Source organism: Streptococcus oralis (genome assembly GCF_021497885.1).
In the GTDB taxonomy this organism is placed as follows: Bacteria; Bacillota; Bacilli; order Lactobacillales; family Streptococcaceae; genus Streptococcus; species Streptococcus oralis_BQ.
Window position 1 is genome coordinate 1,620,273 of record NZ_CP046523.1, and the last position, 13,491, is coordinate 1,633,763.

12 protein-coding genes are annotated in these 13,491 nt (G+C 32.8%); all 12 read right to left on the minus strand.

The features are described from left to right. Positions 1-1,692 carry an ABC transporter permease gene (locus tag GOM48_RS08155; protein ID WP_235097102.1) on the minus strand — a complete coding sequence of 564 codons (1,692 nt, stop codon included), beginning with the start codon at positions 1,690-1,692 and terminating at the stop codon, positions 1-3. A gap of 11 nt (positions 1,693-1,703) precedes the next feature. Beyond that, complete coding sequence (locus GOM48_RS08160) at positions 1,704-2,714, minus strand: ABC transporter ATP-binding protein (RefSeq protein WP_000589129.1); 1,011 nt, start codon at positions 2,712-2,714, stop codon at positions 1,704-1,706. Between the two features lie 103 nt (positions 2,715-2,817). Continuing rightward, on the minus strand, positions 2,818-3,897 hold the full coding sequence (locus tag GOM48_RS08165) for an extracellular solute-binding protein (RefSeq protein ID WP_000748691.1): 1,080 nt from the start codon (positions 3,895-3,897) through the stop codon (positions 2,818-2,820). A 37-nt stretch (positions 3,898-3,934) separates the two neighbouring features. Further along, positions 3,935-4,591, minus strand: a complete 657-nt coding sequence (locus GOM48_RS08170; protein ID WP_000793817.1) for a DUF1868 domain-containing protein — start codon at positions 4,589-4,591, stop codon at positions 3,935-3,937. Between the two features lie 142 nt (positions 4,592-4,733). Next, positions 4,734-5,747: a UDP-glucose 4-epimerase GalE gene (gene galE, locus GOM48_RS08175; RefSeq protein ID WP_235097103.1), complete on the minus strand. Its 1,014-nt coding sequence runs from the start codon at positions 5,745-5,747 to the stop codon at positions 4,734-4,736. Between the two features lie 12 nt (positions 5,748-5,759). Then, positions 5,760-7,235: a UDP-glucose--hexose-1-phosphate uridylyltransferase gene (gene galT / locus GOM48_RS08180; protein WP_235097104.1), complete on the minus strand. Its 1,476-nt coding sequence runs from the start codon at positions 7,233-7,235 to the stop codon at positions 5,760-5,762. Between the two features lie 16 nt (positions 7,236-7,251). Next, positions 7,252-7,890: a phosphate signaling complex PhoU family protein gene (locus GOM48_RS08185; RefSeq protein WP_033585727.1), complete on the minus strand. Its 639-nt coding sequence runs from the start codon at positions 7,888-7,890 to the stop codon at positions 7,252-7,254. A gap of 82 nt (positions 7,891-7,972) precedes the next feature. Then, positions 7,973-8,704, minus strand: coding sequence for a protein phosphatase 2C domain-containing protein (locus GOM48_RS08190; RefSeq protein WP_000687248.1), 732 nt, complete (start codon positions 8,702-8,704; stop codon positions 7,973-7,975). Further along, complete coding sequence (locus GOM48_RS08195) at positions 8,691-10,919, minus strand: glycosyl hydrolase family 28-related protein (protein WP_235097105.1); 2,229 nt, start codon at positions 10,917-10,919, stop codon at positions 8,691-8,693. Before GOM48_RS08195 ends, GOM48_RS08190 begins: the two co-directional genes overlap by 14 nt. A 609-nt stretch (positions 10,920-11,528) precedes the next feature. Then, positions 11,529-12,296 carry a type II toxin-antitoxin system toxin PezT gene (gene pezT / locus GOM48_RS08200; RefSeq protein ID WP_000762940.1) on the minus strand — a complete coding sequence of 256 codons (768 nt, stop codon included), beginning with the start codon at positions 12,294-12,296 and terminating at the stop codon, positions 11,529-11,531. Next, positions 12,296-12,772, minus strand: a complete 477-nt coding sequence (gene pezA / locus GOM48_RS08205; protein WP_000578854.1) for a type II toxin-antitoxin system antitoxin PezA — start codon at positions 12,770-12,772, stop codon at positions 12,296-12,298. Before pezA ends, pezT begins: the two co-directional genes overlap by 1 nt. A gap of 217 nt (positions 12,773-12,989) precedes the next feature. Further along, positions 12,990-13,223 (minus strand): hypothetical protein, encoded by a 234-nt coding sequence (locus GOM48_RS08210; RefSeq protein ID WP_235097106.1) that lies wholly within the window; start codon positions 13,221-13,223, stop codon positions 12,990-12,992. Positions 13,224-13,491 lie beyond the last annotated feature (268 nt).

Sequence of the window (13,491 nt, forward strand, 5' to 3'; positions counted from 1 at the left end):
CTATTTCCTTTTCTTACCGCGTGGTCTCTGTGTGAAGTATAACACAGTTCCAGAAATAATCATTAGAATAATTGTATAAACGAATACAAGAGCTTGTGCGTTAGATGTTGCTGTTTCATCACCTGCAGAACGAATCGTAATACCTAATGGTTGAGCCAATGGATGATAAAGGAATACAGATAAATCGAAATCGGTCAATAAAGAGTTAAAGTTCAGTGCGATAACAGAGAGAACAACCGGCAAGATGAAAGGAATAATAACCTTCATCATTGTGTAAAATGGTGAAGCCCCCATACTTCTAGCAGCATCCTCCATCTCATCATCAACACTAAATAAGATTGCACGTACCATTCTATAAGAGAATGGAATTTTTACAACAATATAAGCGATTAGCAAAATTACTAAACTACCAACTAGAATCTGGTTAAAGACTAAAAGTTGAGGTTGGTTGAAAGTGAATAATAAACTAACTGCTAGAAGTGTACTTGGTAATAGCCAAGGAAGAAGAGCTCCGTATTCGAACAAGAAATCAAATCGAGCTTTATGTTTACGAACTACTCGCGCAAACACAACAGCAAGAACTGTTGCAGTAGTTGCAGCAATAATAGAGTATATAAAGCTGACTAAGAATGGAGAGAACGCAGCACTATTACTAAAGAATAACTTATAATTATCTAAAGTAAAGTTTGATAATGATAAGTTTCCTGTCTGTATTGCAACTGGGTCAGTAAATGAATACAATACAATGAAAATCAATGGTAACATGAAAACAGTGAACAAAGCATAAGCAACCATATGTGCAATGATATTCCATGGTTTAGATGTGATTTTTTGTTTTTTCAAAGGTGCTTTCGTTTTAGAAATAGAAATATAATTTCCGCCTTTTTCGATCTTGTTCATAATAGTAAGCAAAATCGTAGTGGCAACACCCAAAATAATTGCTAGAAAGGCGGCTAAGTCACGAGAATTTCCCATTCCAGCAAATGTTATGATCATTGGGTTAATAGTTTGGAATTCTTTCCCACCAACAATCATAGGTGCTGCTACTGCTGATAACCCACTTAGAAAAACCATAATTGTCAGAGCGAATAAAGTAGGAATAAGAGTTGGCAATACTACTTTTCTAAACACTGTAAATGGTTTTGCACCCATATTACGTGCAGCTTCAATAGTATGATAGTCTACACTACGAATTGTATTAGTTAGGAATAAGGTGTGATTAGCAGTACCAGAAAATGTCATAATAAATAGAACTGCACCATAACCAATAAACCAGTTAGGATCTAAAGATGGAATAATACCTTGTAAAAATTTGGTAATCATTCCATATGGTCCATAAACGAATTTATAACCAGTAGCCAAAACTACTCCACCGTAGATTAGTGACGTCATGTATCCTAGTTTTAATATTTTAGCTCCTTTAATATCAAAATATTCTGTAAACAATACACAAAGTACACCAACAACATTAACAGTTATAATTAGTGAGAATGCTAACTTAAAACTGTTCATAATACTCTGAATCGCACGTTGAGATTTAAGAGCTCGTTGTACGACATCAAGTGAAAACTCCCCACCTTTCACAAATACATTAACTACTAAATCAAAGTTTGGATAAATGATGAAAGTTACCAAGAACCAGATTAAGCCTAAACGAATGAGCCAATCTTTCCAATTTAATTTATGACGCATACTGCACCTCCTTAAAATTGCAGAACGTCTGATGGTGTGATAAATAATTCCACACTTTCTCCGACAGATCTAATAGCTGACTGACTATCGATACTTGTTACATTAAGAATTTGATTTTCAGATACCTGAACAGTATAGTGAATTGTAACTCCTGAAAATTCCACATCAATAATTGAACCTTTTAAGACAAAATCCTGATCCGTTTCACGTTTGAAGCGAACTTTTTCTAAACGAATGTAACCTTTTTTATCTTCCAAAAGAACATGAGCATTATTTAGAAGAATTCCGTGAACAGTTTCATCTGTAAGTACGTTAATGTCTCCAATGAAATCACATACAAATTCTGTTTGAGAATTATGATAAATTTCTACTGGTGTTCCCACTTGTTCAATAAAACCATTATTAAAAACAGCAATCCTATCAGATAGCGTTAACGCTTCCTCTTGGTCATGTGTAACATATAGAGTCGTAATTCCCAATTCTTTTTGAAGACGTTTCAACTCTTTTCTCAAATCCACACGTAATTTTGCATCTAGGTTTGACAAGGGTTCATCCAAACATAGGATTTTAGGTTCCAGAACAAGAGCACGAGCTAAAGCTACACGCTGCTGTTGTCCTCCAGATAATTCTGAAACGTTACGTTGCAATTGTTGATCTGAAATCTTAATTTTAGCAGCCACTGCAGAAACCTTGGCTTTAATAACATCTGGAGCAACTTTTTTAACCTTTAGACCGAATGCAATATTATCAAAAACTGTCATTGTTGGAAATAGTGCGTAAGATTGGAATACGATCCCGATTCCACGTTTTTCTGGCTCCATATGAGTAACATCTTTCCCATTAACCTCAATGCTTCCAGATGAAGGGTCTAAAAAACCTACCAAAGCTCTCAAAGTTGTTGATTTACCGCATCCAGATGGTCCAAGGAAGGTAAAGAATTCTCCTTCCTTAATATCTAAATTTAGATTATCAATCGCGATAAAATCACCGTATTTAATTTGAATGTTATCAAATTTAATCATATTACTAACTTCCTTTACTTATAAATGAAAAGTCTCTCTTAATTTCTCATGTAGGTTTAGAAACTTTAGAGAGACCTGGAATTTTAAAATTTACACTTATGTCCTATTTTACATATTCTAGTTCAGCTTTTTCAACCCATTCATCCAAATGTTTTCCAACAGCTTCCCAATCAATACTTTGCGGTTTCACTTGATCAACAAATTTCTTAGTAGCTTCTGGTAACTCTTTCACTGCCTCAGTATTTGCAGGAATAGAACCAAAGTTTTTGCTGTACTCTACTTGAATTTCTGTTTGACCAAACCAATCAATAAATTCTTTAGCTAAAGCTTGTTTCTTACTAGTATTCAAAATCATTGTTTGTTCAGTTACAAACGGGACACCAATTTCAGGAGACATTACTTTAAATACAACATTTTGTTCTTTCTGTCCAACTAATGCACCAGAACCCCACATCATACCGTACTGGATTGGGTCATCCTTATCTAACATTTTAACAATTGAACTTTCACCCTTTTGAAGAGTGTACGCATTTTCCAAATATTCTTTAGCTGCTTGCCAACCTTTTTCAGAAACGCCTAATTCTCCTTTATCATCGAGATAGCGAACAAGGATACTTGCCAAGATCGCACGCCCTGTTCCCCCTGAAAGTCCAGAAATTGAATATTTACCTTTATATTTGCTGCCTAACTCAGTCCAATCTTTAGGCATTTCAGTAACATCAGGAGCACCAATCAAGACCAATGGCTGAACAATTACAGGATTGTAGTAGTTATCTTTATCTGATAGAGATTGGTCAATTTTATCTAACCATTTAGGTTTGTACTGTACCAATAATTTTTGATCTCTAATTTTATTTGAATCAACAGCTCCAATACCAAATACCATATCAGCTACTGCATTATTTTTTTCAGCAATAACACGATCGGCCAACTGAGCACCTGGAATGTCAACCATTTTAATATTGAAACCAGCTTCTTTAGCCTTAGCAGTTAACCAATCCCCACGTCCGTTTGAAACAGAGTTAGAATAAATTACTAATTCTTGGCTCTTGTCAGCTTTTTCTTCTGATTGAGGTGTATCGCTCGAAGAATTTGATGAATTAGTTGAACCACCTGAACATGCTGCCAATGTTGTAACCGCAACCCCTGCAGCTAAAAACGATAATAATTTAGATTTTTTCATATGAAATCTCCTTTTTATTTTTAATTATAATTTTATTTTAAAATTTTTCACAATATGGAACAAAACGTCTCATATCTTCAAATACTGTGTAATCGATACGATTTACTGTAATGACAGGAATCTTTTCAAGCAGAACTTCCGTTAATTCCTTTTTCACTTTAGTAAACTCTTCATTTTCTTCTTCAGTTAATGGAACTCGAAGATATCCAATTGAGATATGGAATTGATAGCGATCATGATTAGGGAATCGAACACCTGCTTTTTCAGAAACATATGTTCTAATTTCTTCTAATCGTTTAGCTGATTTCTCATCGGCTGGTTCTACTAAAATGTTTTGATTTCCCATTTCAGTCACACGCATATGAATATCTTCGTTTAGCAATGGGAAAATTTCTAGTTGTTTTGCAAAGTAATCATGAATTTCTTGTAATGGCGTATCCAATGGTAGATGGCTACTCCAAAATTCTGGCTCACGATTTTCATGGCAAAGCAATTCAATTACAGTCATATGAATAGAATCTCTTGGAGTTAATGTGAATTTATCTATAAATGGTAACTCTCTATAGCGTGATTGAATGATATCAACAACTTCCATCAAATCTGAATTAGTATAAAGATTTGCTACAACTGTATTCCCCGGGAAATGATTAAATTCCCCGTTCTCTTTGAACTTAATTTTTGTTAAGTTTTTCATAAAAAGACCTTCTTTTTTATTTTTTGACATCGGTGTCATTCATGTTTATATTATACAATGTAATCGTTTACTTTGTCAAGCGCTTTCATTGTTTTTTTTAATTTTTTTAATATATACATATTACAAGACTACTCGAACTTTTTTATTTATTGTATCCATTAGGATTTTTTGATTGCCAATTCCATGTATCTCTACACATGTCTTCGACCGTTTTTGTAGTCTTCCAATTTAATTCCTTATACGCCTTATCCGCATTTGCATAACAAGTCGCAACGTCTCCTGATCGTCTTGGAACAATTTTATAAGGAATTGGAACCTTATTGACACTTTCAAATGTATTTACAAGTTGTAATACACTTGTGCCTTCTCCTGAACCAAGGTTATAAATATAAACATCTGTTTTTTCAGATACTTTCTCTAAAGCTTTTATATGCCCTATCGCTAAATCCACTACATGGATATAATCGCGAACACCAGTACCATCTACCGTATCATAATCATCTCCAAAAACACTTAGCTCTGGTCGCTTACCTACCGCTACTTGTGCAATAAAAGGCATTAAGTTGTTAGGAATTCCTGATGGATCTTCTCCAATCAACCCCGACTCATGAGCACCAATCGGATTGAAATAACGAAGCAACGCAATACTCCACTCTGAATCTGCTACATGAACATCTTTTAAAATTTGTTCAAGCATCACTTTTGTGTACCCATACGGATTCGTTGCACTTGTCGGCATCGTCTCAATAAGGGGTGATTGATTGTGAATGCCGTATACAGTCGCACTCGATGAAAACACAATCTTTTTAACATTAAACTCTGACATCACTTCAACAAGAGCTAATGTGCTCATAATATTATTTTCGTAGTACATTACAGGCTTTTGCACGGATTCGCCGACAGCTTTGTATCCTGCAAAATGAATTGCAGCCTCAATAGATTCTTGTTCAAAAACTTTTCTCAATCCTTGTTTATCACAAACATCTAATTCGTAAAACGCAGGACGTTGCCCTGTAATTGCTTCAATACGATCTAATACTAAAATGCTTGAGTTTGAAAGGTTGTCGACAATAACGACTTCCTTACCTAAATTTAGTAATTCTACTACGGTATGGCTACCAATATAACCAGCTCCGCCTGTTACCAATATTGCCATTTTTACTTCCTCCTAATTAATTCCAACCGATTTAACAAATCTCATAAATGCTTCATGTCCGGTTTGAGTATTCTTATAAACACCTGCATCTTCGAGAACTCTCGCAAATACTTGCCCTACTTCATGTTGAACAACGCTATGAGCCTCCTCCTCTTTAAGTCCAGGATATTTTTCTTTCAATTGAACGGCCCATTCTAAATGATAATCAGCAATTGCGTTATCTTTTCCTAAAAGATATTTCTCAACTTCTTCTAACTCTGTTTTCAAACGAGGTGGTAAAATCGCAAGTCCCATCACTTCGATTAACCCAATATTTTCCTTTTTAATATGTTGTACATCTTGATGAGGGTGGTAAACACCATCTGGGTATTGTTTAGTAGTATGGTTATCTCTCAGAACAATATCCAATTCATATCTTCCATCCACTTTACGAGCAATAGGAGTCACCGTATGGTGTGGAATATCTTCAGACTTAGCAATGATGTCTACTTCTAAATCTGAATATTCTCTCCAGATATTTAGGATTTTAGTAGCTAATTCTACCAAACGATTTTTATTTTCACCTTGTAGCCTAATCACTGACATCGGCCATTTTACAATACCTGCTTTAACATCCTCAAAGTCTTTAAAAAGAAATTCTCTCTCAAATTTTGCTTTTTCCATTGGGAAAATATGTTTTCCTCCCTGGTAGTGATTATGACTAAGAATAGAACCTCCTGAGATAGGAAGATCAGAATTTGAACCAGCAAAATACCCTGGTAAAATATCAACAATCTCCAATAATTGTTCAAATGTTTTGGACGTAATAGCCATTGGTACATGTTGACTATTCAAGAATATCGCATGCTCATTAAAATATGAGTATGGGGAATACTGGAAACCCCATACTTCGTCTCCCAGTTCCAACCGAATAATTCTATGATTTGCACGTGCTGGATAATTTATTCTCCCCTGATAACCTTCATTTTCCATACAAAGTAAACATTTTGGATAATTAGATGACTTTACCAATTTCTCTGCCGCGATTGTTTTCGGATCTTTTTCCGGTTTTGATAAATTGATTGTAATTTCAAGTGAACCATAATTAGTTTCAGTATGAAAAGCTATATTTTTAGCGATAGCTGACAATTTAATATAGTCGCTATCTTTACTTAACTGATAGAACTCTTCAACTGCTTCCTGTGGCGAAACATCATATGAACTCCAAAAAATATCATTAAGGCGACTTGGTAATGGAACGATAAAATTCATCAGCTCTGCACCTAAACATTCCTTTGCCTCAGCTAAATCAGCAATTTTACCATTCTTTAAAGCTATTTCTACTAAATTGTCTTTTAATTTTTTAAGATCACTCTCATTTGAAATCTTATCAGTTCCTTCTTCACCGATTAAAGCCAATATTCTATTTTTTATATATATTTGGTCCATCGATTTATAAATTCCATATTCAATAATTTTATTAGCAAAATTATCTACTATTGTCTGCATATATACTCCTCTTTAACTATAATACTCCAATTTCCTGATAATCTAACCATTTATAAATAGATTGTGTTGTATGGGATATCTTATCAAGAATATTAATAACTTCTAAAAATACAATAGCTTCATCAACATTTGAGAATTCAATAAGAAAGTTCTCTACTACTTTGTCTCCTAGTTTTTGACATAGACCAGATATCAACTTACATTTTTTATTATAGTCATATACGTCAGGTTCATAGTTTCTATTCTTATACCATGTTAGAGTTTTCTTTAAGTGATCCCCTATAATAAAATGTATTTTTAGCATTTCATAAAATAATGGTCCCCATTCATGCATTGTATGAATATTTTTTAAATTCTTAACTATTTCAATGATTCGATCACCAATACGTTCAATATCTGTGGATAATTTTACTATAGTTATAATTCTTCTCAAATCAACAGAAACAGGATGTTGTAAACAGATGAGTTCAATACCTTTCATATCTATTGTAACAACTGCTTCATTAATAACTAAATCATTATCTATAATACTTTGTTTTTGAACTTCGGTTAAGTCATCAAATATAATTTCATATTTTTTTATTATAGAAATCCATATATCTTCTAGATTATTAGACAACTCAATAATTTCATTGTCAAAATGCTTTCTCAACATTATCTAACCTCAATAATCAATTGCACTATAAAGAACTCGTATAGATAACTGTCTTTATAGTTCATCATATGATGAAATTATTTTAAACATCAATTATCAAAATACTTGCATCATCTTTTTTACCATAAATAGGATCAATATTTGTAGATTCTTTTCTCATTTCAATTAACTCTCCAAAATTGTAGCCTGAATTTTGAGTATAAAAATCGTAAAAACCATCAGTCATTAAAACAATATGATTACTAGTTACTTCCAAACTACCATTGATAACATGATTTATACTACTTTTGTCTAGTGAACCTATCCAATATCCATCTGGTTTATTAGCTAGCTTCCTAATATTTTGTAATATAGTCTTTTTATCAGCTTCATCATTAGATTTGATTGTAAATTTTCCTTGCTCAAAAAGACAATCTACTCTATGATCTGTAATCACTTGATTGTTGACTATCATAACACAATCGCCAATCATTATGTATTCTAATTTTAAACCAGATAATTTCGCAAAAATAAAGGCAAAAGTTGGTAACTGGTAATAATCATCAAACTCACACTTATCTATCTCTATTATTTTTCTAACGTCATCTAAAGCAAGCTCGAAAATTTTCTTCAATGATAAAGAATCGTTACAATACTGCTTGAGACACTCAGAAATAAGATGAGATACTTCCGAAACTGAATAACCTATAGAATCTTTTGAATTAAATAAATCTGTTGCTCCATCTATAATCCAGAAATATTGATTTTTGTAATCTACGCTATCTTCGTTCTCTTTAGCACTACCTTGTATTGAGCAAATTCTATCTATCTTCATAACGACGTTTTAAACTCCATTGTCCAAATAGAAGGCAAATTCCAATAATAGTTAAAAGCAACTCAACCATTTTATTTAATCCAGTTTTTGGTAATGCATGTTGATTATTTTTTGTCTTAACTACTTCACTAACATTAGTTACGTCATATTGTTTTTGTGAAATTTCTCCTGTTACTACATTACCTGAATCATGATTTGATTTTTCAATTTTATCATCTACACTTTTTACTGAGTAATTATTAGCTAAATTATTTTTGTTTTCAGCTACAGGTTTTATTTCCTCTACATGCTTATCTGAGTGGTTGTCTGAGTGATTACCTGAATTTTGCGAAAAGATTTTATAACTTTCATTCTCAGTTATAATATTAAAATCACCGACACTATTATTTGTGTCTGAGCTGGTCCCATTAAAATCAGTTTTAAGTAAAGAAACATGATTTCCTGTTAAATTGGAAAGTTGATTATTTAGGACAGTGATAGTTCCAGCGGATTCTTCAATTACGATTCCGTCTTTACCTCCCGAGATGATATTATCAGATACTACCAAATTGTTGCTGACTCTTAATAATTCAATATTTGGCTGTTTAGTATTTTGCGAATTATTATGAATGATATTCTTTGTTACAGTAATATCAGTTACTTTTCCAAGATAATCTGCACTATCTTTTGCAACACGTATTGCTTTTGTTTTAGCATCAGCAATATTAAATACATTTTCAGTAATAGTCACATGTTTATTCAGATCTAATACGTCTTTAACATTTTTATAACTATAAGCATTAACTAAAGCAGCACCATTTTCACGATAGTGTTCACTTTCCTCTTTAGTTTTCTTATCAAACCTATTTCCTTTTATTAAAATATCAGTAAATCCTGTAAAGCGAACGCCCGCATACATCATATTATCAAAATGATTATTTAGAATTTTAATATTTGAAGGATTTTCAGTTGTTGCAGTTTGATAATGTGTCCCAATTGCAGTTACTAATTCACCTGATTTTTCACTTTTACCAAAATATGAATTTTGAATAGTAACATTTTCAGATTTTTTCCCATCATCATTCAAAGCATAAGGAAAACCTTTTCTAGTTAATGGTTCAATCTGAATACTCTCCTTACTTATAATTTGCCCATCTTTCATAGTTTTAGGTAAAGCTTGACCAAGAAAACGAGAATTATCGACTAATACATTTTTCGAACCTGCAATTTGAATAGCATGCCCTTGATAACTATCCTTGAATGTTACATTTTTTATAGTTACGTTATTTGAATTCCCAATAGCAAATGCACCTGAAGAATTGATCAAAGGAAGATTCTTAGCTTTTGTCCTCTCTTCATTCAAAGCTCCGTTCATATCAATTGTTCCACCAGAGTAACTGATATCTTCGGTTGGTTCCCACTCAACTTGATCTCCATCATCAGTGAATAAACCTGTCATGAATACAATAGAAGGATGATTTTTGATATTGATACCATTTAATATTGTAGCTTTTTCATGTACTTCTAGGTGTGTATGACTTCTCAAAAAGACAATTTCTTTAACTAAATAAGTCCCTTCAGGAAAATATACTTTTCCTCCACCTAATCCTTTAGCAGCTGCATCTATTGTATCTTGAATTGCTTGTCTATCATCTGATACACCATCACCTACTGCACCATAATCTTTTACACTTAAAGCCGAAATTTCAGTCCCTTTTTCTAAAGCAGTGTTACTATCTCCCACTTCATTCCTATTAGAAGTATCTGCAACTTCGTTCTCAGAACTAACTGACTTTGAATAAGTAGTAATAAAATCAGTCAAACTGACATGATTACTAGTTAAGGAACCTTCTAAACTTTTGATAGTTGAATTAGAAAGGGCACTATTAGAAACTAGCGGAGAATCTTTCATTTCATCTTCAAAAGATCCAGTATTTACCCCATCTTCTTTATATTCCTTATTAGATATCAAAGGAGAATCAACTTTACTATCGGTTAATTGTGAGGTAGAAGAGTCAATCCCAGTAGGATTGTCATGATTACTAGTTGAAGAACCTTCTATACTATTGGTGGTCGAAGTATAAAGCTCATTCATAGATATTTGAGGAGCACTTGTAACTACTTCATCAGCAAAAACACTTTGTACCCCTAGGAATGAAACCGCTACCAAAACAGGGCACAATCCAACCTTAAGTTTCCGAATACTAAAAACCTCATTGTGAACAAAATGCTTCATAAAACACCTCCAAATTTTTTATTGTTTTTTTACTATCTATCACTAAATTTTTTTATATCAGACAAAATGACACCGCTGTCATTATCCTTATCATATATTTTCTAAATAAAATTGTCAAGGGATAACACAATAAAATACAACATTTTTTAAAGCGTAATCATATTTAAAACTTTATATCTGTTCTATAAACCAAAAATACTATTAAATCTCTTCCAACATTTTTAAATGGACAGAACAATTTCATAGTGAAAATGATAGAATATTTTTTAATAACTCTGAATACTGTTTCACAAAAAATAGACCAATTTCTTGATCTACTTTACTTTATATTAATTTCTAAAAATTTAATTTTGGTCATGATTTGGTCATGATTTGGTCAAAAAAACAAAAAATACTAAATTATTTTTAAAAATTAACTTGTGATAATTGCCTTAAAACAAACACTTTGCATATTCTTTGCTTTTCTTTACATTACTTAAAATGCCCCTATTCATAATCTCTTAAATTCCCTGTTTTATACTGTTCAACCAATTCCCATAGATTATGAGTAGTTAAATCTGGTACAAAAATAAATTACTTTTTTAAATGTACTCATAAATTATCCCTTCGTCACTTATCAATTTCCCCCAACTCTCTCAACCGTTCCTGCTCTATCTTCAACATCTCTTTTTCCACCTTGTTCCATTTTCCAAATAGGCATTCGTGTAGAACTTCTGCTGCTGAGATTTGATCTACTTCCGAATTATAAACACACGATTGATCTCTTTGATAAATTTGAATTTGTCTAAAAAGTTTAGCCGTTTCCAACTCTCGTAAGTTATCAACTAAATGTTCTACAATTCCGTCATGGTGCTCTTTGGGAGTCGCTCTTGCTTGACTAGGGTCTATAGCATGGAGCTCCTCATAACGTATCAAGGTACTGAGATAAGACAATTCTGGCTTGGTCGCAATCAGTGCAAGTGAGACTTGATATCCTCTAGTTGCCAATAATTGGGCCGTTTTTCGGGGAACTTCTGTTGTTCTCAAGGTACCCTCGATTAATAAATGATAACCTTTTTTACTCAACTCATCTACAAGATATTCAACCATTTGTCCCGCGAATACTTTTGTATAATCCACACTATCTTTGCCATACTTTTCCTGTAGGCCAAGGTAGTTCGGATGAAAAGAGCGATAACTATCCCCATCAATGATAATGATATTACCTTGAAATTCCCTTTGTTTAATACGATGAATCGTTGTTTTCCCAGCACCACTCTGTCCACCGAGCAAAATAGCCTTAGGATGAGATGAGGTTGTTTTTCCACGAGTTAAAGAACGGATAAGCCGTTTGGAGGCTTGTTCAAAATTATCTTGACTAAATTCTTCTAGTTTCATTAAGCCACCACCAGATGAGTAGCTTGTTCTAGCATACGTTCAATACCATCCAAATAGCCATTAAATCGCTCTATATCCTCAAAAGTTGAAACAAGATAAATCCTCGTATTAATCAAATCAGACAAATCATCGCTCATTAGAACCCAAGGATTTAAAGTATCATCAAATGCAATTCCTTGTTCATCTTGAAAACGATAAAGTTGCGCTAAGATATTCGCCCCTCGTTCTTTAATCACTTCAATTTTCAGAGTTAATTGATAATCTTCTACTGGTGTGAGCATTTTTTCCTCCCCTACGATATCGATATACGAAACATTAAATTTCTTGCAGATACGATCTATTAATTCTGTCGAAACTCGACTTGTCCCATTTTCATAACGACTCAGACTATTTCTAGAGATACCAACAATCTTTGCAAACTCAGGCTGCGTTAATTTATGTGTTTTACGTAACGTTTTTATATTTTCTCCAATCATGTAACTCCTCCTTTTATTTATTTCTATTATAGCACAAAAAATAAAAACGCACCAATTTTGGTGCGTTTTTATCCAGCTCTAGCTGAATGAATAATTCATCTGTTACATTGTTGGCAAACCAATCATCTAATACAATGGCTTTATCAAATAATCTATCTTATCTATTTTAAAGACAAATTTACCACAAAAACACACTGAGATACTCGTCCCAGTATGTTTATTTCATTTTGGATAACTTCATCAATAAACTTAAGCGTTCATCATTTTTGAGCTCTGATAACAAGCAAATCAACCGCTCATATCCAAGTTCTTTCTTCTGCTTGATTAATGAATTCATCACAGCCACCAAATCCTCTGACGTAAAATTCCTTAAGTAAAGTGTAATATAACTTCCACTATTAGAAAATAGGCTAACATGAATTGCATTATGTTCTTTTTGCCTAATTTTCATTCCTCCTGTAGACTCCCTAATATAAAACTCATACACTGTCTTTTTCGGATAGCAATCAAATGAGTTTTCGAATTCTCTGCGATTTTTATAGAGAATATAGTTAATGAGTGAATAATATTTTAGAAACATAGTTGTTCCCTCCGTAATTGTTTTTATAATTATAGTATGCCTTTTTTTTCAAATTATAAAAATAAAAAATTAAAAAAACTGATAAAGGTATTATTTTCTTCTCAATTTTTTTGTAGTTTTTCCTCTTTCTCTCATCTTT